This is a genomic window from Butyricicoccus sp. Marseille-Q5471, assembly GCF_951230135.1.
In the GTDB taxonomy this organism is placed as follows: domain Bacteria; phylum Bacillota; class Clostridia; order Oscillospirales; family Butyricicoccaceae; genus Agathobaculum.
In genome coordinates this window covers 1-25,542 of the sequence record NZ_CATNVC010000004.1, presented here as the reverse complement: position 1 = coordinate 25,542, position 25,542 = coordinate 1, and the positions used below count along the sequence as shown (strand labels likewise).

8 protein-coding genes and 2 pseudogenes are annotated in these 25,542 nt (G+C 55.7%); 7 read left to right on the top strand and 3 right to left on the bottom strand.

Annotation, left to right across the window (positions count from 1 at the left end; genetic code table 11):
• Nucleotides 1–98 precede the first annotated feature (98 nt).
• Together QOX26_RS06400 and QOX26_RS06395 are read right to left on the bottom strand one after the other, a co-directional pair.
• Nucleotides 99–1,355 (bottom strand): sensor histidine kinase, encoded by a 1,257-nt coding sequence (locus QOX26_RS06400; protein WP_283674140.1) that lies wholly within the window; start codon nt 1,353–1,355, stop codon nt 99–101.
• 2 nt (nt 1,356–1,357) lie between these two features.
• Nucleotides 1,358–2,086: a LytR/AlgR family response regulator transcription factor gene (locus QOX26_RS06395; protein ID WP_283674139.1), complete on the bottom strand. Its 729-nt coding sequence runs from the start codon at nt 2,084–2,086 to the stop codon at nt 1,358–1,360.
• Nucleotides 2,087–2,400: 314 nt separating this feature from the next.
• Here QOX26_RS06395 and QOX26_RS06390 point away from each other — a divergent pair, with 314 nt between their 5' ends.
• From QOX26_RS06390 to QOX26_RS06375, 4 genes are all read left to right on the top strand, one after another.
• The gene (locus QOX26_RS06390; RefSeq protein WP_283674138.1) at nt 2,401–4,899 is read left to right on the top strand and encodes a LuxR C-terminal-related transcriptional regulator; all 2,499 of its coding nucleotides are present in this window, start codon (nt 2,401–2,403) and stop codon (nt 4,897–4,899) included.
• 103 nt (nt 4,900–5,002) lie between these two features.
• On the top strand, nt 5,003–5,242 hold the full coding sequence (locus tag QOX26_RS06385; RefSeq protein WP_283674137.1) for a DUF2442 domain-containing protein: 240 nt from the start codon (nt 5,003–5,005) through the stop codon (nt 5,240–5,242).
• Between the two features lie 77 nt (nt 5,243–5,319).
• Nucleotides 5,320–17,889 (top strand): S-layer homology domain-containing protein, encoded by a 12,570-nt coding sequence (locus tag QOX26_RS06380; protein WP_283674136.1) that lies wholly within the window; start codon nt 5,320–5,322, stop codon nt 17,887–17,889.
• Nucleotides 17,890–18,055: 166 nt separating this feature from the next.
• Nucleotides 18,056–21,496 (top strand): S8 family serine peptidase, encoded by a 3,441-nt coding sequence (locus QOX26_RS06375; protein WP_283674135.1) that lies wholly within the window; start codon nt 18,056–18,058, stop codon nt 21,494–21,496.
• Nucleotides 21,497–21,712: 216 nt separating this feature from the next.
• Here the strand turns inward: QOX26_RS06375 and asnB are convergent.
• Nucleotides 21,713–23,047: pseudogene (gene asnB / locus QOX26_RS06370) on the bottom strand (asparagine synthase (glutamine-hydrolyzing)); the annotation flags it as partial.
• A gap of 320 nt (nt 23,048–23,367) precedes the next feature.
• On the opposite strand from asnB, the gene QOX26_RS06365 reads away from it, so the two are divergent.
• The 3 genes and pseudogenes from QOX26_RS06365 to QOX26_RS06355 all read left to right on the top strand — a co-directional run.
• The gene (locus QOX26_RS06365; protein ID WP_283674134.1) at nt 23,368–24,519 is read left to right on the top strand and encodes an acyl-CoA dehydrogenase; all 1,152 of its coding nucleotides are present in this window, start codon (nt 23,368–23,370) and stop codon (nt 24,517–24,519) included.
• A 20-nt stretch (nt 24,520–24,539) separates the two neighbouring features.
• Complete coding sequence (acrB, locus tag QOX26_RS06360; protein ID WP_283674133.1) at nt 24,540–25,340, top strand: acryloyl-CoA reductase electron transfer subunit gamma; 801 nt, start codon at nt 24,540–24,542, stop codon at nt 25,338–25,340.
• Nucleotides 25,341–25,358: 18 nt separating this feature from the next.
• Nucleotides 25,359–25,542: pseudogene (locus QOX26_RS06355) on the top strand (acryloyl-CoA reductase electron transfer subunit beta); the annotation flags it as partial.

Here is a 25,542-nt window from a genome sequence, read left to right as displayed (position 1 = left end):
AAGGGAGCGCGTATTTTCTGCTCGAAAGGCTTGATTTTATGCTTAATGTTGTCAATTTGGAAAGATGTTTCTCTTGACAAACGGTTCGGGGCGTGATTTTACAGCAGTAGCTGCACCTTAAAAACGCCGTCCGAAACATGGTAGACCAGCTCGCCGCCGCAGCGTTTCACGAAGGCCGCAACGCTTTGCGTGCCCCGGCCGTGCCCCTCCGCTCGGGCGGTTGGCAGACCGTTTTCGTCCAGTGTAACCGTTTCGGCATAGGGGTTTGTCAGCTCCAGCAGCAGTTGGCCGGTGTCCACGGCGGTAAAGCGAAGCGTCCGCTGCTCCTCCGGCAGGGCGGAGACCGCATGAATGGCATTTTCCATGAGATTGGATACCGCCATGGCAAGGGACAACTCGTCTACGCCCGGTGTCTGTGAGATGTTCAGGCGAATATCGCAGCGGATGCCCTGCCGTTTGGCCTGCTCCGCATAATAGGACACGGCGGCGTTCACCGACACATTCTCGCAGTAGGTCTGGGGTTTTTGCGGGAGCGATTCGGTCTGCCGGTCAAGCAGGATAATGGCCTGCGCGGTCTCACCCTCCCGCAGCAGGTAGGAGAGCGTGTGGTTAAAGTGACGCCGATCGTGCTGCACCACGCTCATTTGCCGCACTGCCTCATCCATCAATGTCAGCCGTTGGCGAACCAGCTCCCGCTCGGACTGCATTTTCAGGTTTTCCTCCCGCAATGCGGTTTCCCGCAGCGTCTTGTGCAGGGAGAGAAAGATGGAAAGGTATACGAGCAGCACCAGCACAATCAGCAGCACAAGCGGAACGACCTGATCCGTGAGCATTTGCTCCACATTGTCGCCCCCAACGAAGTACCACGCGAAATTCATAAACAGGCCGACGGATACAAACAAATAGACACTCCAATGCTCCGCAGCCTGACGGTAAAGCGGACGCAGACGCTTCCGAAACAGCAGGATGGCGGCGGCAAACAGCAGCGCCCGCAGCATGGTAATGGCATAATACGGGTGCGGAAAGAAATCACAGAGGTGGTAGCTGATAATCACGGCAATGGCATAGATGTTCATAGCGGTGAAACAGTTGAACAGCCACTGCATCAGCGTTTCCCGAAACAGCGGTTTGACGGCGGCACCTACGAGGATGAAAAAGAGGATGTCCGCAGCAGCCAGTGCCGAGTAGTCGTTCCGCAGATAGAAAAACACGTTCATCGCCAAATCCAGTAATGCGATTGCGCTCAGCGCCGTCCAAAGCGTCCATTTGCGGTATTTTGGCTGCGCCAGGGTAAAGAGCAGCGCGGACATCATGACGTTTGTGGTAAGCGAGCGAAGAATATCATAAAACTCCATGCTTATTCCTCCCCCAAGCGGTAACGCATATAGGCGCTGCGCACCGCGGTAAACTGCTTGCCCGAAACCGGCACAAAAACGCCGGTTTGCAGCGTGAAGCCGTCTTTGGACAGCCGTTCCACGCAGCCCATGTTGACTGCAAAGGCGGCATGCGGCTGAATGAACCGGCGATCCTGCAGCAGCGGTGTGATGTGCGCCGCAAAGCTGCCGGACAGGGTGACAGTTTCCACCCGTTTGCCGCCGATCAACGTGTAGACAACGATATGACGCACATATTCACAGCAGACAATCGCGTCTGCGGACAGGGTGTGCAGGCCGTCATGCGTTTTGATGGTGACGGTGGTCTCCCTGCCGCAATCCACCTTTTCGGCAGCCAGCGCCAGTGCGGCGGAGAGGGCATCCGCGTTCACCGGCTTGAGCAGATAGTGCAGGGGGTTGACCGAATAGGCGTCCAGTGCAAAGCTCCGCTCGGTCGTGATGAAGATAATCTGCGCGTCAGTGCTCAGGCGGCGGATGCTGCGGCCCAACTCCAACCCGCTGACCATTGGCATGACCATGTCCAGCAGATAAATGTGAAAGGTTTCAGTTTCGCACGCAGTGAGCAGTGCATCCGGATGGGAGAACGTCCGAACAGAAGCATTCGGATGATGCACAGCAAGGTACGCTTTTGTCAGCGCGGCGATGGTCTGCAGTTCGTCCGGCGTGTCGTCACAGATGGCAATGCGCAGCATAGTGGTCACCTCTACGTTTTTATTAATACCACCAATAGATTACCATGTTATTCCTATATTGTCGAGAACGCAAATTTTTTGTCACCGACACAATGCGGTGCACAAAAGCCTGCTTTTCGCGGAGACTATTCGCGAATTTGCGCGGCTTGACAGCCTTCGTGGTGCCTTTTGTGAAGAATGTCAAGAAAACGGCTTTCATATCATGGGCGGAATATGGTATAATGGATATTATTTACTGGGGCGGTAAGGAGAAGGGTTAGGTGACAGTTTTCGCTGCAGCGGAGCAGCAGACTGAAAAACAGGGGGCATAGTCAATGGCAAGCGAGTCTAAGCGCAATCTCCAGGTACAGTTTTTTACTCCGAGGATGGTTGAGAAGTTGGATGCCATTGCACAGCATGCAGTGACTACGTTGGTCGCGCCGGGTGGCTACGGAAAAACGACCGCACTGCGCGCGTATATGGCGCGGGTGCGGGAAGATTGTCTGGCGCTGTGGATCTCGGTTTATTCTGCTTCGCAAGAGGCGTTCTGGGCATCACTGGTGGATGTGCTGCGCACTGTCTCTTCACAATATGCAGACGAAATTGCCGCAATGGGCTTCCCGAGCGGCGATTTAGAGCGCGATGATTTTATGCGGATGATTCACCGGATGATGCGGGAGCAGCCGGACAGTCGGCAGGTGATGCTGCTGATTGATGATTATCATATCGTGGCAAACGATGCAGTATATGACCTGCTTTGCACGCTGGTACGTGACATGCCGGAGAACCTGCATCTTGTACTGGCCAGCCGCCGTGCGGTCATACGTTTGGAGGATTTAATCTGGCTGGGCGATCGGCTTCATTGCATCAATGCGCAGGATTTTGCGCTGCAGCCCGAGGAAATCGCAGCCTATTTTAAATCGTTTGATATTGATTTGCCTGCTCCGAAATGTGAGGAACTGTATGAAGCCAGCGATGGATGGATATCGGTTATTTACCTCAATCTGATTGCCTATGTAGAGACCGGGATGTTCGTGGAGCTGGGCAGCATTCATCAAATGATGGGGTGCGTCTTGTTTCAGCCGCTCAGCGCGCGGGAAAAAAAGTTTTTTACGGCGCTTAGTGTAGTGCCGGCGTTTACGCACCCGCTTGCCCGTGCAATCTGGGGCGAGGACGACAGCCGCAGCATGCTGATTCAGGCGCAGAACAACAACGGCTTTCTGACTTATCGGGAAGAATCGGGGGAGTATCGGTTTCATCAGCTGTTGCTCGAATATATCCGGAACCTGTTTGCAGAACTACCCGTTGAGCAGCAAAACAGCTATCGCGTACGGGCGGGAAAGTGGTACGCGGAGAAGGGCGATTATGTTACTGCGCTTCCGTATTTTTATGCCGGTGGGGATTTTGAGAGTTTGCTCACGGCGATTGAACTGGATTTTGCGGATAATCTGAACGCCGCGCATCAGCAGGAAATGGACAAGTGGTTTCGCGACTGTCCGGATGCATTGCTCGCCAAACATCATGCGGCGATGCTGATTTATGCGCGGCGGCTGTTTACCTTTAATAAGCGCAAGGAATGCGTAAAAGTGCTTGAGCGCATGTTGGAAAATGTGCAGAAGGATGAGCGCTTGTCGGAGCAGGAACGGAATAATTATACCGGTGAATATGAGATTCTGCTGAGCTTTATGTCCTATAACAATATCGGCGAGATGAGTCTTCATCATCAGCGCGCGGAGCAAATCATGAGCCGCAGAAGCGTATGCCTCAAGTCCACCGGCACCTGGACATTTGGCGCCCCCTCTGTTTTACATATGTTCCACCGGATTTCGGGGCAAATGGAACAAGAGGTGCAGATTATAAAGTCTGCTATGCCGCATTATTACAGCGTTTCGGGCAAACACGGCTATGGCTCGGAGGCCTCCATGGAGGCAGAGTGGTATTTCTACCGCGGCAAGCTGCGCGAGGCTACGCTGCTGACTCATCAGGCGCGCTATCGCGCGGCAAGCGAGCAGCAGTGGGGCATTCACCTGACGGCAGTTTTTTTGCAGATGCGGATGTGTGCGCTTGTCGGAAATGTGGAAAGTATCCGTGCGCTTGCGGATATGGAACGAGAGCGTTTTTCTGCCGCGCGGCAGTATATGCTGCTGCACACGCTGGATTTGTGCGAGGCGTTTGTCTATGCGCAGCTAAATATGTGCGATGAAATTCCCGAATGGATTGCAGCGGGCGAGCTGCAAAATGCGCGCGTTCTCTTTCCGGCCATGCCGATGCTGCATATGGTTTACGGCCGTGTGCTCGTGCAGCAAGAGAAGTTTGGGGAGCTGATCAGTGCCAAGGATGACGTTTTGCGTATCATGCGGATTTATCCCAATTTGCAGGATGAGCTGTATGAGCACCTTTACTTGTGCGCGGGCTATGAATTCTTCCACAAGCGGGAGGCGGCGATGCAGCAGCTGCGCATTGCGGCGGCAATCGCCGAGCCTGACGATTCGCTCATACCCTTTGTCGAGATGAGCGATTTACTGCAGCACTTATACCGTGAAGCGGCTGAGGCGGGTGAAATGAGCTGTTTCGATGCGGTGGAACGGCTGATGCGGACGCTGCGCCGGGAACGGAGCGCATCGTCGGATCAGGCAGCGCCCGAAACCTGCGGCCTGACCGAGGCGGAACTGGGCGTGGCGCGCCTGGCCGCAGCTCGGCTGACCAACCGCGAGATTGCGGAGCGGCTGTTTGTCACCGAACGCACGGTGAAGTTCCATTTGAATCAGGTGTTCAGCAAGCTGAATATTGATGGAGTAAAGAACAAACGGAAGCAGCTTGAACGGTTTTTTTGACGAAAAAGAAGAACTGTACCTAAGGGTCAGTGTGCAATATGACGATCTATCGTACAATGGATACGATAGATCGTCATATTTTTTTGAAGGAGGGAAGCAGAAAATGAAGGAGAGACCCATCAAAGCAGTCCAGACGTTACAGGATTATACGCTGCGGGTGGAATTCACCAGCGGCAACAGCGTACTATTGAATATGGACAGGATGCTGCCCAAGGTGCGGTTTATGGAGCTGAAAAATCCTGCGGTATGGGAGCGGGCCGAGACAGATGGACTATTTGTGCGCTGGCCGGGCGCTTGCGAATTATCATTTGACGAGGTGGTGAGTCTCGTCACCGGATTTTAGCGGTTTACCCTGAGCGGGAAACACATATTCTGTTTCAATGCGGCGGTTTTGACACCTAACTAAAAGGAGGGAACTACATGGATAGCAGGAAAAAGGTCTTTGCGCGTATGGTCAGTCTGATATTGGTCATCATTCTGATGACCAATATCACAACGCCGGCGCTGGCGGTGCTGATGGATACCAGCAGCGCTAAGGGCGTAACGCTGACAGACAGCAACGGCAATACGATTACTGCGGATGAATCGTGGGAGGAAACCTTCCCGTATGGTACGTTTGCGTTCCACAGTAGTCAGTTGAGCACGGCGGAGGGGGCCAAAGCGCAGACGATTCAGGTTTATCGTCTGGGCGGAACCAAGGGCAAGGCGCAGATTGCGCTGACGCTGTCTCCGGTCGTGACCGAACTGGACGACGGTACATACAGCTATGCCAATGCGGCAGGCACCAAGGATTTTACCGTCGAGGTAGAGGACAGCCTGCCCATTACCGATTATCAGGCGTATGGCTACGATGAGCAGCCTAAAGCGCCCGAAACAGCGGTGACAGTCTCTACGGTAGCAGAGGAGTCCACCGAAAATTCTACCGACGAGGCGGGCGAGATTGTTTACGGACATACTGTGCTGACCGCCGATGTCGATGCGGACAGCTACCGTTGGCAGGCACTGAGCACAAGCGGCTGGCAGGATGTTGAGGGGACAGAACGCACGCTTGATGTAGACAATGAGGCCGTTGCGGCAAGCGACTTCCGCTGCATTTATACGGTAGGCGGCGTGCAGTACTGCACGACCTCGTATGGCGGCATCGCATATGTTGCGGAGGATAATACCGCAAAGGAAGTGCCGGAGGATCTGGAACTCAATCCGGAGCAGAGCTTCCACACGCTTGAGTTAAAAGACGGCGAATTTGATACGTATGAGTTTTATATGACCTTTGCCGAAGGCGAATGGATCAAGGAAATCCGCATTACACCGACCGATGATGCGATTTCCGAGAACGTTGAGCTTGTCACGATGAAAATTGATTCGTGCAAGGGCGGCGAACTGTATGATGCGGCAAACACCATGCTCGTCAGTATTGAGGATAACGATAAGGTGCTGCCAAGTTACTTCGCATTTGAGACGAGCGACCTGACTGTCGACAAGGCTGCCGGCACTGCTTCGCTCAAGGTCAAGCGCACGGGAGCACTGCAGTATGTTGCAACCGTGGATTACCACACGGTGGACGGTACGGCAATCGCCGGCAAGGATTATTCCTCCACGAGCGGCACGCTGTATTTTGCGGCCGACATGGATGAAATGACCATTGACGTACCGCTCATCAATGACGGTGCGGCCGTGGCAGAGGCGAACAAAACGTTCACCGTTGTGCTCGACAATGCCAAGGGCGGCGGCGAAGAGACTGCGATCAATGCGGGGACCGCAACGGTCAAGCTCTTTAATACGGCCGTGGCCGAGGAAACCAACCTCGCGACCATGCTGTACACGCCCGAGGCCGACGATGTTTCGGGCGATACCGAGACCACGCAGAGCGCCATTGCGGAAGCGACGGACGAGGTTGTGACCGCGACGCCTGTGCCGCAGGGCGAGGACACGCCGGTTGAAGCCGTATTCGGCAGCAGCGGCGATGTGAGCGCGCTGACCTACGACGCAACGGCGCTGCTGAAGCTGTCGGGCGGCGGCTGGAATAGTTACGCCGACCTTGACAGCATGAGCGATTACTGGGGAACAAACAATGAGCAAGGTCTTAACAAAGCTGGCTGGTCCGGTCAGACTATGAAGGACTATACCATTACAAATGGGAGTTATAAGGAAAGCGGCTTTTACGGATTCTATGTCGAAGACGTAACTGGCGACAACAACAGCTACTCAAGAGTGGCCACACAGAACGTTACAAACTTCGACCAGCAGTTTGATCACGTCTACGCCAGATATTATGCGAGCACCAACTACAACTGGCTGGAAACCTTCTGGACAACCGCGCGCGGCGGCATTGCTCCACATGGCTCCGGAAAACCTGAAATGTCATTCCGTGATACACCGGGTTGGCGTTACGGAAACGCCTCGTGGGATGTCAATGCGGGCGCTACCGGTATATTCTTGGCGCTGGGTATTGCAGATAAGGGATGGGCGGATACCGGCTCGCCAAACGGTGAGGTTTATATTCGCGCGCGTGCGCAGCGACGCTATTTAACCCAGCCGCTGCAATACAAGGTACATACGGCAGATGACGATATGCTGAGCGCTGAGAAACAGACCGCACTGTACCAACAGATTGCACCTGTGATTTCGGTTGCGGCAGGAAAGGGCGGCACATACGCCGCCAATCAGGTGTATATCGGTACGCAGCTTTCGCTGAGTGCGCCTCAATGGGCAACTTATTCCTATGCAACCAAGGACGTGAATACCGGCTCGGCTGTCTATCTGAGCAGCTCGAACGGTACAAAGGTTACTTCCGGCACGGTCGATCGCTCGGCAAACCTGAACATTTTAGCGGATTCCGGAAAGACCTTTGCAACGGGCGCAGGAGCCAACACACTGAGCCTGTCCGATCAGTACACAGTCAATGTTGTGCTGAACCGTTCGCAGAAGATTGCAATCGATGTTCGTCCTTCGGTGCCCCGCAAGGAAGACGGCCTGACGATGGACGACACCAAAATCGGCAAAACTATCTCGGATTTCTGGAACACGTCCAAAGTGAAAATCACTTATGCGGTTCCGGATAAGTCCGGTAACGGCAAGTTTACACAGACAACAAAGACCCTGACCCAAGCGGATTTCAGTGCGGATAATACGGTGCTGACCTCTGCATTGGCGCAGGACAATGTCCGTTCCATTAACTTCGGACTGCCTGCCGAGGATCAAATCCTGCTGAACGGCGTGCAGTACAACGGCAATGCGGATATCCCAATTCCGGTTTCGTCGTTCGGCATGGGCACACTGGCGTTTACCTATTATAATAAGGATTACGTCTCTGTTCCCAGCAGCATGACGATGATTATTGGCCGCATTGAGCATTATATCGATATGAATGGCAATGGCCAGCTCGATGGCGCGGTAAATCAGAACAACGTGTTTGAGCTGGATACGGTAGACGGTAAAAAGGATCAGCTCGTGCAAACGCTGACCAAGGAAGAGTATACGGCAACCACCTTTACGCCGGTATACGATGAGGATGGGAACATCCGGCAGCAGTTCCTCAAGTTCTACTATAATATGACCCCGCGCTGCCTGACCGTTCCATCTGGCGCGTCGATAAACGATCGCGCGCAGATTCTGCCCGCATTCGTCACCTCCATTACCGATGCGAGCGACAAGGAGGCTCTGTCTGCGGAAATGCAGGGCTACCGCTTTATCACAAGCAGCAAGTACTCCAAGGCCGCAAGCATCTATAACGGCAAGGGCGAGACGGTTGACACCAAGACGGCCGGCAGCTGGACGGGTGACAACAAGCTCATGTATCAGGCGTCTGCCAATGCGACAGAAACGGTCGACATACCGCTTGGCGGCGACTACTATCCCGCGCCTGCAACCTATGTATACAGTGATGGCTCGCAGACCAACGAGCTGCTGAGCGACGCGGAGCTCAAGGAGAAGAATATTACAGTAACTGACGTAAAGTTCGAGCGCTCCAGATGGAACCCGGACTACCGCGGGAATTTGCTGTATCAGTTCAGCAACCCGGAGCCGGTCTTTGTATCCGACTCGCTTGTCGGCGAAAACCTGCCGGTGGCGGATATTGTGATCAAGGCGGGTGAAAACGGCGCAACAGCAGATCAGTATAATGTAAGCAAGCTCAACGGCTATCTGGGCAGCTTAAATCCGCTCGATACAGTGTCACTGTGCATTCGTCCGCAGGAGGGTCGCACAACGGACATTATTCAGGGCTGGTTTAACACGGAAGGCCTTTCTACGCTCGATATCATTCAGTCGGGCGAATATCAGGTCGAGGTCGATTCGACCAGAGATGCCGGCTTCAAGGCAGTCCCGGACGCGAGCGGGCTGCGCCGTATGGCCGGACCGGAAGACGGCAGCAGCGTAGCGGGCGATTCCGGCAGCAGCTCAAACTCCATGCCGGAATTCAATGTGGATTTGGGCATTGAACTGCCGTCGCTGAGTGCCGGACTGACCGACTATGTCACCCTTATTATGGATGGCAGCGAGTTTGGCTTCTCAATTGGCATTCCTGTGTTCAAGGCGGAAAAGAGCAAGGAGGCCTACACCAGCTCGGATGAGAAGTACGGCACGACCAAGCCTGCTTACGGCGACTGGGAAAAGAGCGGCCCGATTAAGGAAAACTGGGGCGAAAAGGCGGATGCCACGAAGGGCGTCGAGGAAAGCCGCGGCAACCTGAAGAAGATTAAGGACGCTTTTGCAAATCCCGGCGAGTTGATCAAGGGGGATGATTGGAAGGCGGCGAAGGATGCACAGGCAAAGTCGCTTGATTCCGATAAGCTCATCAAGAGCAAGGGGCTGGAATTCTCGGTTGCGGTCAATGTAACCGTTATGTTTAAGTACAGCGCCCCCGATCATGCGTATAAGTTCACCTCTGCAATGGTATTCCTGCAGTTTGGCTTTGAGTTTAAGATGACCTTCCGTCTGACGGTCTGCCCGATTGTATACGCTTATTTTGTGGTTGGCGCATCGCTCGAGCTGGCAGGCGGCGTGGTCAACGAACGGGAGGTCGTGGAAAACAAGGAAGCGACCATCGATATCAAGCAGGCCTACGGCGTTGGCAGCGGTACGGGCTACGATCAGGGCAAGATTGTGCGCACGGCGACCAACCTGAGCACGGGCGGCGCATCAAGCTGGAAAACAGAGGCTGATGAGGCGGCGACAGGCAAGGATGTCATCGCCGGCACAAAGGGTGATGCCCTTACCTTTATCAGTAAGTCCGACGCGCTCAACCTGTACTTTAAGGGCAAGGTCAAGGTTGAGTGGAAGGATGGAACCACGTGGAAGAACCTTGGCTATGTCGCCTCTGACGGTTCCGATCCTGCATTTGTCATGTTCGACGAGAAGGTAGACGGTACAGCCAATTTGGAAGTGCGCGTTACTGTGCTGGATGAGGATGCCAATATTGACCGCATTGTCCCCATCTCGGGTGTGCGAAATGACACCTTCTTCTCCGGCCTGTCGCTGTCGCCGTCCATCTTCCTTGAGGTCGGCGCAGGTGTCGGCGTTGAGGTAATGAAGATTGAAATCTACTTCAAGGCGAGCATCGGCTGCAGCATGTCCTTTGCCACACGCGAAAACAACGCGGCAACCAAGGGAAGTCAGCTGCGTGACCCATCCTCTTCCTCGGTATCGGTTGCCGGCGTTTCGAACAACGTGGTTTCGGACGACGAGGTTTCCGCACTGGGCGATGATAAGGTCGAACCGTTCATCTTCAACAGCATGACCTTCCGCGCAGGCTTTGGCGTACGCGTTGTGCTGCTGCTGTTCAACTTTGAACTCGATGCAATTCAGTTCGGTATCGACTATAACCGCGGTCAGAATAAGAGTGTAAACGGCGGTAAGGATCCCGAGGACGGATTCCATGACAACGGCTGGAAGTTTGCGTGGTATGTCCTCAACGGCTCGCAGACCATCGGCTCGTATGATCTGAACGATGTGGATGACAGCGACGGCTTCCCGGGCATCAAGATTACGCTGCCGTCCAACACCTTTGCGGCGCAGCAGATTTACGGTCCCGATGAGGCCAAGATGGCGCTCGACGAAATCGACGCGCTGGCATTTGATCCGGATAACCTGCCCACAAACGAGTTCCAGATTTCCGGTTATTCGTCTTCGGGCGATGCGTTCCGGCTGTCTGATAAGCTGTCAACCGGCACGGATTACAAATTGCTGACGGTGGGCGACGAGAACTATGTGCTCTATACCATCAGCCGTGACAATCCGGCAAATCAGGTCGACTCCAACATGCTCGTGCTGTCTAGAGTCAAAAATACGGGTGAGTCGGTCGGTTTGGTCAATCCGGTGGACGAAGGCAACAAGGAACAGCCCTATATCATCGTGGATGACGATGGAACAGGTGACCTTGACTTCACCGCATCGGTAACCGGATCCACCATCTATGCCGCATGGGCCAGCTATGCGGGCACGACCGAAGCGGACGGATCGACGAGCAGCGCACCTATGCCGGGCTCCGATGTGGCGCGGCCGAGCTACATGGACGGCGAGACCGAGGTCTTCATGGATGCAACAAACTTCGATGACGCGCGGTTTGTTCCTGCGCTGCCGGAGGGCGGCGTGGTCGCAAAGCCGAGCGAGACCTTGACAGCGCCGCCGGCGCCCGAGGGCGATGAAATCACGGAAGCGCCGGTACGCACGGCGTATTATCTGACGCCGGATGAGTATGCTGCGCTTGAGGATGCGGCGAAGGCAGCCTATGCGTTGGATGAAGCGGCCGATCCGGATATGTACTATGCCGCTGACAAGGGCGCAAGCTATGCGGCAGCCAAGCAGGCGTTTGATGATGCCGAAGCGGCTTACAAGCCGTGGAGCGAGTATCGCCTTGCGTTGGCACGCTTTGAGGCCAATCAGGCGGCGTGGGAGAAGTACAATGCGTTTGCTGCGACCGGATATGCGGAGAAAAAGGCTGCATTTGACGCGTGGTCTGCGTATTACAACGGCGAAAAGACCACGGCAAAGAACGAACAGCAGCAGCTTGCGAATTCCGCAAAGAATACGGTCATTAAGAACGCAGCCTATACAGTGGGCGACAACGCATTTAGCACGCCGAAGCAGGTTTCGAGCGGCACAGGCAGCTATGTGTTCCTGCCCGCGGCGAGCAACGACGGCAAGCTCACCTTCTATGCACGCACCAATAATTACAGCGCAGAGGAAAAAACGGCGGCAACTACCAAGGCAAAGGATTACTATAACGCCAGCCGCGGCGACGTGTCCACAAGCGGTGACGGCGTAAGCACGGGCGAGGGCGACCCGAGTGCGGGCTTCCGCTACGCCTATACGACGTCGATGGACGATGTGTACGGAAAGAATACCCAGTTCATGTTCAGCTATCCGAAGGCGGACGGCACACTCGTGCACACCGGCTTTACCCCGGAGGGCTGGGAAGCATCCGGCATGCGGCTGGATCACTGCACAATGACCATGCTGGATGACACCACCTTCTATCTCGCCTATACAGCGAGCCAGACCCAGACGCAGACAAACGGCAGCAGCTACGGTGACAAGACCGTACATAAGCTGTACCTGCAAAAGGGCAGTGTCGATTCGGCAACCGGTGAGGTTACGCTGGATACGGCCAAGATGCTCCGTCAGCTCGTTGACATCAACGATATGGGACTCGGCGCACAGCTCACCTCAGGCCTGAGCATGCTCACAGGCAGTGACAGCACGCAGACGGCGGACGGCGTATACGCCAACCGCGGCAGCGGCGCACAGCAGATTGAAGCATTTGAGGATCCGTACTTCGGCAATATCCGCTTCCTGTACGGCAAACTCGGCAATTTGACCGGTGAGTCCGAGAACTTCAGTGAGGATTTGGCATTTAACGCGCTTGGCGAAGGCGACAGCCTGTTCATGGTATTTGAAATGAACGGTGCGACCTATGTCGTTCCGCAGAACGATCTCGGTACCATCACGAGCACGGGTACAGGCGCGATCATTCCCTTCTTCACCGCATCGGAAGACAACCGCACCCGCGGAAACGTAGCAATCGGCACGGACGGCGAGGGCAACATTTCGGCGGTCTACACCGACACGGTGCCCAGTACGACGAACAACGCCATTTATGTTGCAAAATACGATCCCAATACCATGAAGTTTGGCGAGGGTCGTATGCTTGCGATGAACTACATGCAGGTTTATGAGGACTCCGTTGCAAACGGTTGGAGCGCAGAGGATACCGAGCGCGCATACTACGGCAAGCTGGACGGTTATCAAAACGGCGGTATGTCCTCGTTTACCTTTGCCAACCTGAATGTTGCGCTGGGACTCAAGAAAACCGTGTCGAGCGACTCGGTTTCGGCCAGCAGCATCGTCAGCGGTGAGGCGAATGCGGAAGCATCCGAGGATTATGTTGCCGCGGCCGGTGTTGGCGAAGAGCCGACAAACTCCGGCAACAAGTCGACACTCGTCATTTTGACACAGGGTACACAGACCGCATTGGAAGAAAAGGAGTTCCTGGACGCGGGCGAGAGCACCAAGATAATCATGCCGAAGTATGATGACAGCGGTGCGCTCCAAAGCTCGACAGGCTACTATGCGCTCTCCTTCGGCGTAGGTGAAAAGAACGTCGGCGAAGGACAGATTCGGTTTGCGGAAAGCAACTTTGTGCCGGGCGCCATCCTGCGGCCGGTCATCGAGTTTAAGAACACCGGCGATGTGCCGCTGCTCGGCTCGAAAACAGAGCCGATTACGCTGGAGCTGCACATTTCCGGCAAGGACGGCACGGGCGAAGGCGAAAAGCTCGCTGAGTGGAAGATCGAGGACACCATCGCAGTCGGACAAACGATGAACACGGGTCTGGCAAACTCTTTCTACACCAGCGCACTGCCTAATGATTTGGAAGGCAGAAAGTTCTACTTTACTGTGCAGGAAACCGGCAGAAGCGCCGCGCATCCGAATGGCGTGGACGATCCGTTGGTTTACAGCTCGCTGTCGGCAGAGGGCGGCACGACCAAGACCATTGAAGCGACACCTGAGCTTGCGGTGGAGAACTTGAAGTTCAGCACTGTCGGCGTGGAAGGCGATCAGGTTAAGATTTCGGTCAGCATGGAGGTCACAAACCGCGGCGGCGCGGATTCGGCAGCGCCTTACCTCCAGTTCACATACCAGAGCGGCCGCACGATGGAAACGGTGAATCCGGGCGACACGGACTACCAACAGGCGGTTTACAGTGCGCTCAATATTCGCTCCAGCCAGCTGGAAATTTCTAATCAGGTGCCGCTGGAGACATTCGGTGATTCGGATGACAAGGAGCAGGGCATTCTGCGTCTTGTCGGCAAGGATGGCGCGGATCTCAAAAAGAATTACTCGCGTACGGTTACGGGTACCATTCTGGTCTCGAAGGATGCGTACTGTCAGGCAACCGCGACCGGCAGTCTGAACCTCAAGGTAACGGTGTTTGACAGCAATACGACAATCAGCTCGCTGTCGTCGACGGGCGTACAGTCATCCGGCTTCGACAATGAGTACAACGCTGTGAACAATGCCGATTATCAGGAGCTTGAGCCGCAGTCCTTCTTCACTGCGCCGGATAAGATCGCGGTTCCGCTGAGCACCACGATGCGCCTGAGCGTTCCGGTTACTACCACGGAGAAGGGCAATCCGGTCATTTCGGTAAGCGAGCTGAACAGTCAGGCACTCGAAACGACCGAAAAGCATCTGGGTGTGCTGTATTACAACATGGGCACTGACGGTACGGGCAAAAATGGTTATGTGGTCATCAGTCCGTCGTCGGAGGGCAGCGGCATCATCCGCGTCTCCGATATGACTACCAACACTTGGAAGGATATCGCCTATACCGTGACCAAGTCGGGCACCGGCGTGAATATCTTTAAGGATAACGATATTTTCAGCTGGTATAATGCACGGGGTCAAAAGATTGATCCGGAAACAGATCAGTCCGGTGTTTGGATTTATCAGCAGAACGTCATGAACTGGGGCAGTGGCGCAAGCGTGCTTGCCGTTCCGTATCTCGGTGATGTGTCGCGCACCAATACAAGGGGCGCATCATTCTCGTTCTCCACGCTTGCGGAAAAGATTGACCTTTACTTTGACGGCACGGTCACCGTAAAGCGGGATTCCACCAATCTTGGAAGCTTCACCGCGACCGGCGGCGAAGGAGCGGGCAGCTTCGCGACCATCGACCTTGGCGCAAATCCGAGCAACGAAGCGCGCATGGTTACGGTTACAGCGGACTCGTCCACTGTAGCGGTTGACCGCATGATTGAGACGTTCTCGAAGAATCAGGATATTCTGCCGGATGTCGGCGGGGAAGAGCCGCAGATTTATTTCAGCCGTATCCTGCCGGAAACGGCATCGCTGAACCCGGCGGATTACAAGGATTCCGGATTCAAACTGACCGTGTATATGCTGGATAACGTGGGACTGGTGCAACCGGCCTTCGCATCCGGCACATCGGGTGCGACAACGGAGAATGCGCGTGTTAACAGCGAGCAGTTCCGTCAATTCGATGTACTGGTCAAGAAGAATGGTACCTTTACCGTGCAGGTAAGCAACGTAAACGGCAAAACCACAACCCGTACGGTTACGGTAGACTGGTTTAACGATCCGGTCAGCGCGGCCGATCAGGCGGTTCCGCTGAAGGTCAGCATGCTGTACCGGGATACTGCGGGCAACCCGATTGCCGGCATTGCGGATACCGATCAGCTTGCAAAGAACCAGTATGCATTTGCGCAGATTGCAACCGATGCGGATGCAGCGGTAACGGTACAGTATTACAGCGCGAACACCGTGTCTGTGACGACGAGCTATGAGCTGGTCGAAAAGGACGGCGACTGGAAGCTGGTTAAGACCGTCGCAGAGTACGATGCAAACAATCAGCTTATCGGCGAGCCGACGGTTACCGAAACCGACGCTTCTGCTACCACCGAGGTACCCAAGACAAGTGTAGTCAGCAAGACGCAGGGCACGTGGACGGAGGTCCCGGCGACCGCATCCGAGAGCAATGTTTACCCGATTGCGCAGAATGCGGTTTACAAAGTCACTGCAATGAGCGCGGGCAAGGGCACGAGCAGCACAAACATGTTCCTGATGAACCGCCTGAATACCGACCTGCCGAGCATCGAAACGGCCTATACGGCGGCGACGCAGGATGCAGGTGACACAATCGGCTATGTCGTCAGGAAGGGCAAGAGCAGCCAGCAGGGCATTGAGTCGGTTGCCATCAACGGCTATTCGGTCTTTGCGGCGACCGGCGGCACTCGACCCAATTCGGTTGTGGATTCCTTCCCGATTACCTATGGCGGCGCCTATCAATTCGCCGCTAAGGATGGTGCAAACAACGAACAGGTTTACAACATGAATGTCAGCATGCCGATTCGCGCGCTGAGCGGGGACGTTGCGGCGGTCACTCCGTCCTGGAGTCAGGCGCGCAACAACGGCATCGTGAGTGTTGACCCTGCAAAGCTGGTCGGTGGCGTTTATGATGCGAGCCTGTCCAACCCGTCCGCAAATGCTTACGGAAACGCGTATCAGTTTGCGTTGGTTGCGGCGGCCGATCAGTTCGCCGAGACAATGCCGGACACCGCCGATATGACGGCGGAAGAGGCAGCGCAGGCGATTAACGCCTATCATGCTGCATTTGATGCGTATGCAGATGCGCTGAAATGGCAGGATGCAACACAGTTTACCGACCTTGTTCCGGGTGCGTACGTTCTTTATACCAAGGATAAGGCGGAAACGGCCGAGGCCTCCACGCCGGAGGATTACCTCATCACCCCGCTGACCGTGCCAGATGCTGCCATTGCCTTCACGGCAGTTGCAAGACGAAACAGTGAAGCGGGCATTCGCACGATTACGGTCAACGCTACCGGCGGCAGCGGCGACTATGAGTTCTTCGTCATGAAGCGCGACACGAGCAGTGATTTGCTGGATGCGGCAGGCATTGCGCAGGCCACTGCAGAGGATGACGGACTCAACTGGAAGACCAGCGGCACGGATACACACGTCTTTGTCGGCTGCCAGTACGGTTGGAATCAGGTTGCGGTGCGCGACAAGAACAATCCGGAGAACCTGTACACGGAAATGGTGCGGATGCGCCGTCCAAGCACGGATTCGCCGGTCGTCACCACCCCGAATGAGTTGACAGAGGCAGAGCAGAAGGAACTTATCGAGAAAAATCGGGATGAGGATGTCACGGTTAAGACAGACACTGCCATCGTCATCATCCCGGCAGGCACACTGAGCGCGGGCGATAATGTCAATGATATGATCGTGACATTGCCGGATGAGCTATCCGATCCGCAGTCCGCAAATGTGGTGCAGTGCACCGGCGCGGACGGCAAAACGGTTATCATGCCGTGGTGCATGGTTTCTGGCGGCAAGATGATTTACATTGCGAGCATGCCCGGCAAGTATAGTGTTACAAGCAATGCCAAGGCGTTCTCTGATGTGAATACGCATTGGGCGCTCGATTCCATTGATTTTGTCACGGCACGCGAACTGTTCAATGGCACAGGCGAGGGTGTGTTCACCCCTGATTTGTCCATGACCCGCGGCATGTTTGTGACGGTGCTTGGACGCATGGAAGGTGCGGATGTCACCGCGTATACCGCGAAGACCTTTGACGATGTTGCGCTTGGCGAGTGGTACGCGCCTTACGTGGAATGGGCAACCAAGAACGGTGTGATTTCGGGTTACGGCAACGGAAAGTTCGGGCCGAATGATGCAATCACCCGCGAACAGATGGCCGTTATTCTCATGAACTATGCGGAGATGATCGGTCAGGATACCACCGCAGTGGGCGACGTGTCCGGCTTTGCGGATCGGGGCAAAATTTCCGACTGGGCTAAAACACAGGTCAGCTGGGCGATTGGCGCAAAGCTGATGAACGGCAAGTCGGATACCCTGCTGGATCCCGCCGGTCAGGCCACCCGTGCAGAGGTGTCCACGATTCTCAGGCGTTGTATGGAAACACGCCTGCTGGGCTATGATGCCTGACTGCATGGGCTGTCTAAGACTTGAGGGACCGTTGTCCTGAGCGGTCCGCCCAACAGTCAGCCAAAGGGCACAGCCGAAGCATATTGCTTCGGCTGTGCTTGTTTGGTATACTGGAGATAACAAAACAGTTCGAAAAAAGAGAAAAGGAAGTGTTTTTATCAGACGTTTGAGCCTGCTTTTATGTGCCGCATTGCTCGCAAATGCGCTTGCGGTACCTGCGTCCGCGCTGGATGGCGCACCCGCGGGGGATGTGCCCGCACATGATGGGTATCTCGTCAAGCTGAGCGGCGGCAGCGTGCCGATGATGCTGGATGCGGATGTCCAGTACGTTGAGGATGGAAATTTTCTCGTAGTGGAGGATAGGGCACAGGCCGAGGAGATTCCGCCGGAATATGTGGAGTACATAGAACCCAACTATTATATCGAGCTGCTGGATACGGTCGCCGATGATGCCGCGCCGGACGACAGCTACTACACCAGCCAGTGGAATCTTTCTAAAATTGGCGCTATGACCGCTTACAACCGCGGCTTGCGGGGGGCAGGGGTCAAAGTGGCATTTATTGATTCCGGTATCAATAAAACCCATGAGGATTTAAACAGCGCAAACATTACCGGTAAGAATTTCAATAGCGATGGGCTGCAATACGATGAGGATGTCTATGGGCACGGCACATTTGCCGCAGGCATTCTCGCCGCGCAGACCAATAACGGAAAGGGTCTGGCAGGCGTTGCACCGGATGCTGAAATCATGGCCTACCGTGTTTTCAATCAAAAAACGACCACGCTTTCCGCTGTTGTGCAGGCAATCAACGCCGCCGTGGACGACGGCTGTGACGTGATGAACCTCAGCCTTGGCATTTCGGGCTCGTCCCCGACCGCGCTTGCGGAAGCCATCGACCGTGCCGCGGCGGCGGGCGTCATCATGGTTGCGGCGGCGGGCAACGGCGGTGCCGCCACCATGCAGTACCCGGCGGGATATACCGATGTCATCGGCGTTGGTTCGGTCGACCGTGATTTGACGGTTTCCTCCTTTTCGCAGCGCAACAGCTCGGTGTATGTCACCGCGCCGGGCGGAGGGGTGGTCAGTCTGGGCAATACCGCGGATGATGCGTATATGCTGAATATGACGCTGAGCAGCAACAAAGGCACCTCGTTTGCCGCACCTGTCGTGACCGGCATGGCGGCGATTGCACGCGGCTATGATGATGACATCACCGAACGGGGGATACGGTATCTGCTCGAAAACACGTCGCTCGACGGCGGAACGGCAGGGTACGATAACCAATACGGTTATGGTGTGGTCAATGTTGATGCATTTGTCAAGGAGCTTCAGCGTGCGTATACCATTGATTATCGCCTGAACGACGGCACGCTGCCCGAGCAGGCGGCGCAGACCTATCAGGTGACGGACGACACCTGCACACTGCCTGAGCCTACGCGGGACGGGTATGTATTTGCCGGTTGGTATGAGACAAGTGATCTGAGCGGCGCGCGCGTCACGACCATTCCGGCGGGTTCGGTCGGTGACCGGACGCTGTTTGCCGCATGGCAGTCAAATGATGCCACCGATGTGGCAGAGGTTGTTGTAAACGGGCAGACGGCCATCCGGCAGGCGGATGGAAGCTATTTGGCCTATCAGCCGTACGGAACCGACCTGTCTGCGCTGACGAGCAATCAGGTGATTGTAACGCCAACGGTTGCAACCAGCATAGCGGATCAGATCACCACCGCGGATGCGGGCGCGACCTGGAGCTTTACCGTGCGTGCGGCGGGTGCGGCCGGCCTGTCCAAGCAGTATACGCTGCGCCTCGCTGTCATGCCGCTTCATGTAGCGCAGGGAGCGGGGACGCAGACCGGGCAGGCGACACCTCCGTCATACGACAGCGTGATCCCGGCGGTTTCGTATACGGTGGACGCGGCATCGTGGTTCCGCGACGGTGAAAACACGGCGCTGCCCGCGGATACTGTCTGCGTTGCGGAAACAAGAAACGGCACGGGAAATGTGCAGGTGAGTGGTACGCGCGTGACCTACACCCCTGCTCTGGCTGATGCAAACCGCATCGTGACATTAAGGATTGCCGCGCAGAGCGGCAGCATGACAACGCTGGATGCGGTGAGTGTTGCGCTGGATGTCGGCGCGCCACCGCCGGGTACGGCCGCCGCCCTGTCAAGTGCGGTCGAGTTTGATCGGTATACGGCAAAGCAGGCCGCCATTCCGCTCGCTCTGGTCGGCAACACAATTACAGGGGTGACCGTCGACCAAACCGCGCTGACAGCAGAGGGCTATACGCTGTCCGAGGTGTCTACGGATGGCACAGCGCAGCTTTTGCTGAACACCGCATTGACCGACGGCGTGCATACAGTGACCGTTGCCTTCGCCGCGGGCGACCCGGTTGCGGTTACGCTGACCGTCAAGGATAGTGCGCCGCACTACAAAGTGACCTTTGTCAGTCAGGGCAGCACCTACAGCACGTCCTCCGAGGTGCGCGAGGGCGGTACGGTTGCATTGCCCGCCGCGCCCACCCAAAGCGGCTACACCTTTGGCGGCTGGTATACAGCGCAGAATGGCGCAGGCAGCGCCTTTACGGCTCAAACCGCAGTGACCGGAAACCTCACGGTTTATGCCAAGTGGAATGCTGCCGGCGGCGGTGCTGCCGGTGGAGGAGGAGGCGGTGGCGGCGGCGGTGTTACGACGCCGGTACTGCCCGCTGCGGAGGTCAATACCATGACGGATAGTCAGGGCACGACCACGCTGACACTGAAGTCTGCCAAAATCACCACGGAGGAAAGCACGGCGCTCGTTGAAAAAAATGCCAAAAATGCTGTGCTTGTAACCGGAGAAGGCCTGAAAATCACGGTGCCCGCAGGGACGCTGCCGGAGGGCTTTGATGTCAATCGTCTGGTGCCCGACCTCAGCCGCGCGACAGGCGCGAACGGACAGGTGCTGGCGTATGTGGATGAGCAATACGTGCTGCACGTCCTGCCGTGGGGCGTGGTGGAAAAGGGTTCGGTGACCTTTACGGCAAATCATGCGGCAACGTATCAAATCGTCAACGGCGGCCTGTCCTTTAATGATGTTGCGGACGGTGACTGGTTTGACGGTGCAGTCGCGTTTGTGACCGCGCGGGGTCTGTTCACGGGAACCTCGAGCACCTCTTTTTCGCCGGACGGCACAATGACGCGCGCGATGCTGGTGACGACGCTCCATCGTCTGGCATCGGGCAATCCGGCTTCGCTTGAGACTGCAGCGCCGGTTACATTTGCCGATATATCCCAAGACAGCTGGTACAGTGATGCGGTTCAGTGGGCAGGCGGCTCGGGACTGGTCAGCGGCATGGGGGACGGCATGTTCTATCCCGGCAACAGCGTTACGCGGGAACAGATTGCCGTGATTCTGTACAATTTCTCGGGGAAACCTGCCGTTTCGACGCAGAAACTCGAATTTGCAGATGCGGCAGACGCGTCGGATTGGGCTTTGACTGCACTGCGCTGGGCGGCAAATCAGGGATTGCTTGCAGGCAAGGACGGCAATCGGCTCGATCCGGGCGGCAATGCCACCAGAGCCGAAGTTGCAGCAATTTTGCAGCGTCTCATCTGCATGAAATAAAGAAAACAGACTCCTTCGAAGGCATTCAGCAATCGAGGGGGTCTGTTTTTCTAAGTCGTGACGGAAACAGCACTGATGCAGGGGGGGCGTGAGGATGTACGCATCGGCGGTATATGGAAAGCTGCGTTTTCTCAAGTATCCTCTCGCAACCCTTCCTTCAAGCAGGGTCGCCATAAACCAATCCAAATTGAGCAGGAACATTTCGCGCATGCGGGCATCCTTCTTGCTGTCGGTAGACAGTTTGTCGGCCGCGCGGCAGGTGTCCAGATAGTGCTGTCGCACAAATTCCTCGCCGTCCATCACAGTGCCCGGTGCAAGCAGCGATTTGCGGAAGTCAATCGAGCGGGACCAGGGGAAGGTATCCTCAAACAGAATCTCCTCCCGATGATACCAGGGATAACCGCCGAACAGTTCATCGGCGCACTCGCCGGACAAGCATACCGTGAACTCCTTCTTAATCTGGCCGCAGAACAGCAGCAGGGAAGAGTCTACGTCGGCCATGCCGGGCAGGTCGCGCGCGTCGGTCGCGGGCAGCAGAGCGGCACAGAGCGCAGCCGGTTCGATGATGATGTCGTGATGCTCGCTATGCAGAAAATCAACCATCATGCCGATATACTCGCTGTCACTATTTGGCTGAAAATTACTCTTTGTAAAATACTTGTCGTTATCCCGATAATCAACCGACCAGGTGTGCAGGGTTTCGCCACGCGCGGCGTACTCCTTGGCGGCCAGCATGGACAGGATTGAGGAGTCCAGACCACCCGACAGGAAGGTCGCAAGCGGCACATCGGACACCAACTGCCGCTGGGTCGCATCACAAATTAAATCGTGCGTGCGTTCAATGGTTGTTTCAAGATCATCCTCGTGCTCGTGCGCCTGCAGCGACCAATAGGCACGGTCGATATAGTTTTCAGGGGTCAAAATGGCGTAGTGTCCGGGCAGGATGGACTGAATCTGCCGGAATACACCGGATTCGGGCGGGCGCGCCGGGCCGAGCAGCAGCAGCGTGCGCAGGCCGTCCTGATCAATGACCGGCTCAATCTCAGGATGGCACAGCAGCGTGGCCAGCGTCGAACCGAACACAATGCCGCCCTTGGAGTGGGCAATGAACAGCGGCTTTACGCCCAACCGGTCACGGCAGAGCGTCAGTCGGCGCTCGTTTGCCTGCCACAGCGCAAAGGCATAAATCCCATTAAAACGGGGGAACGCGTCGGTGCCCCATTCGAGAAATGCATGCAGCACGACCTCGGTATCGGAGTGCCCGCGAAAGGTGTGCCCGCATGAGAGTAAGTCTTTTCGTATATCTTCCGTATTATATAACTCTCCGTTATATACAAGGATGGTATTTCCGTCCGGTGATACCATGGGCTGCTGCCCGCCCTCCGGATCGATTACGATCAGTCTGCGATGTACAAGCGTCGCGTCCAAATCGCCCCACTGGCCACCCGCATCGGGCCCGCGCGGGGTTAGGGTACGCAGCATACGCGCGGCGACTGAGCCAAAGTCGCGTGCGTCGCGGTCATAGTCGACAAAGCCGCCAATTCCACACATAGATGAAAGCTCCTCCTTTATAGTCACTTCCCTCCTTCCTATGCTGAAAAATGCCGGACTATGCGTGCGCGTGAACGATTACAGAGAGAAATGTGTTGAAGGTATTACACCGGATGTAAAAAGATGCAAAAAAAGAAGGCGAAATTGTGTGGGAATTTCGCAACAAAACTGTGTTAAATCCTTGACATATTTTCGACAAACGATATAATAGTTATAGACATGCTCCAAAGTAAGGTGCACCTAACAGCAGGTTTTCGGCATTTTTCGCCGAAGACCCGGGATGGCGTGCGCCTGCGAATATTTTTTGGGAGGTATATGGCATGGATTTTAGGCTTACAAAAGAAGAAGCGATGTTTCAGAAGCTTTGCCGCGAGTTCGCACTCAACGAAGTAGAACCGATCGCAGCTGAGATTGACGAGCAGGAGCGTTACCCCGAGGAAACCGTCCAGAAGCTGATGAAGTACGGCATGATGGGCATTCAGTTCCCGAAGGAAGTCGGCGGTTCGGGCGGCAACTATGTTTGCTACTCGATCGCAATCGAAGAGATGAGCCGCGTTTGCGCGACTACTGGCGGCATTATGTCCGCTCACGGCACGCTGGGCGCTTGGCCGATTTACCACTTCGGCACCCCTGAGCAGAAGGAAAAGTGGCTGCGTCCGCTGATTGAGCCGAAGGAAGGCGCTAAGGTTGGCGCATTCGGCCTGACCGAGCCGAACGCCGGCACCGACTCTGCTGCACAGCAGACCGTTGCCATCAAGCAGGAGGACGGTTCTTACATCCTCAACGGCACCAAGGTGTTCATCACCGGCGGCGGCCGTGCCGACACGTATGTCGTTTTCGCGATGACGGACAAGGCTAAGGGCAACCACGGCATTTCCGCCTTCATCGTTGATAAGGATGATCCGGGCTTCTCGATCGGCAAGATTGAGCACAAGATGGGCATCCGCGGTTCTCAGACCTCTGAGCTGATTTTTGAGGACATTAAGCTTCCCGCAGACCGTCTGCTGGGCAAGGAAAACGGCGGCTTCAAGATTGCTATGATGACGCTGGACGGCGGCCGTATCGGCATCGCTTCTCAGGCACTGGGCATCGCTCAGGGCGCACTGGACAAGGCTGTTCAGTATATGAAGGAGCGCGTTCAGTTCGGTAAGACGCTGGACAAGTTCCAGGGTCTGCAGTGGATGGTAGCTGACATGGCTACCCAGATTGATGCTGCCCGTCTGCTGGTTCGCCGCGCTGCGTTCAACCATGACGTTGGCCTGCCGTTCACCAAGGAAGCTGCTATGGCTAAGCTGTACGCTTCTGAGGTCGCTATGGATGTTACCACCAAGTGTGTACAGATCTACGGCGGTTACGGCTATATCCGTGAGTACCCGATGGAGCGCATGATGCGTGACGCCAAGATCACTGAGATCTACGAAGGCACTTCTCAGGTTCAGAGAATGGTCATCGCCGGTCAGATTCTGCGCTAAGAAAAGGAGGATAACTGAACATGAAAGCTATTGTTTGTGTAAAGCAGGTTCCGGACACCTCCGGCAAGGTTGCAGTCAATCCGGACGGCACCCTGAACCGTGCTTCTATGGCAACTATCATTAACCCGGATGACCTCAACGCGGTTGAGGCTGCCCTCAAGCTCAAGGACGAGACCGGCTGCAAGGTCGTTGTCGTTACCATGGGCCCCCCTCCGGCAGAAGGCATGTTGCGTGAGCTGATCGCAATGGGCGCTGACGAAGGCGTACTGGTTTCCGCTCGTGAATTCGGCGGTTCCGATACCTTCGCAACCTCTCAGATCCTCGCTGCTGCCATCAAGAAGATTGGCCTCGAGGACGACGACGTCGTATTCTGCGGCCGTCAGGCAATCGACGGTGATACCGCTCAGGTAGGCTCACAGATTGCTGAGAAGCTGGACATTCCCCAGATTTCTTACGCTGCTGACATCAAGAAGGATGGCAGCTCCGTTACTGTTAAGCGTATGCTCGAGGATGGCTACATGACCGTCCAGGCGCAGACTCCCTGCCTGCTGACCTGCATCAAGGAGCTCAACGCTCCCCGTTACATGTCTCTCGGCGGCATCATGGACTGCTACGCAAAGCCTGTAACTGTTTATGATTACAACACCCTGAAGGATGATCCGCTGATCGATCCCACCACCATCGGCCTGAAGGGTTCTCCCACCAACATCTTCAAGTCCTTCACTCCCCCGCAGAAGGGCAAGGGCGTTATGCTTGAGGGCGCAGATAAGGCTACCTGCGAAACTCTGGCTGCCGCTCTGCTGAAGAAGCACATTATCTAATCGAAAGGAGAAGCTAAAATGGCTGAATTTAACAACACCAATCTCACCGATTTTTCCGGTGTTTGGGTATTCTGCGAGCAGCGCCAGGGCAAGCTGCAGCCGACCGTACTGGAGCTGATCTCCGAGGCACGCAAGCTGGCTGACGACATGGGCGTTGAGGTTTGCGGACTGCTGCTGGGCGAAGGCAAGGACATCGCCGGCA

Bases quoted from the DNA above. Each gene is read 5' to 3' on its own strand.
- acrB (WP_283674133.1), top strand. From the start codon at position 24,540: ATGAAAGCTATTGTTTGTGTAAAGCAGGTTCCGGACACCTCCGGCAAG.
- QOX26_RS06400 (WP_283674140.1), bottom strand. From the start codon at position 1,355: ATGGAGTTTTATGATATTCTTCGCTCGCTTACCACAAACGTCATGATG.
- QOX26_RS06390 (WP_283674138.1), top strand. From the start codon at position 2,401: ATGGCAAGCGAGTCTAAGCGCAATCTCCAGGTACAGTTTTTTACTCCG.
- QOX26_RS06395 (WP_283674139.1), bottom strand. From the start codon at position 2,086: ATGCTGCGCATTGCCATCTGTGACGACACGCCGGACGAACTGCAGACC.
- QOX26_RS06380 (WP_283674136.1), top strand. From the start codon at position 5,320: ATGGATAGCAGGAAAAAGGTCTTTGCGCGTATGGTCAGTCTGATATTG.
- QOX26_RS06385 (WP_283674137.1), top strand. From the start codon at position 5,003: ATGAAGGAGAGACCCATCAAAGCAGTCCAGACGTTACAGGATTATACG.
- QOX26_RS06365 (WP_283674134.1), top strand. From the start codon at position 23,368: ATGGATTTTAGGCTTACAAAAGAAGAAGCGATGTTTCAGAAGCTTTGC.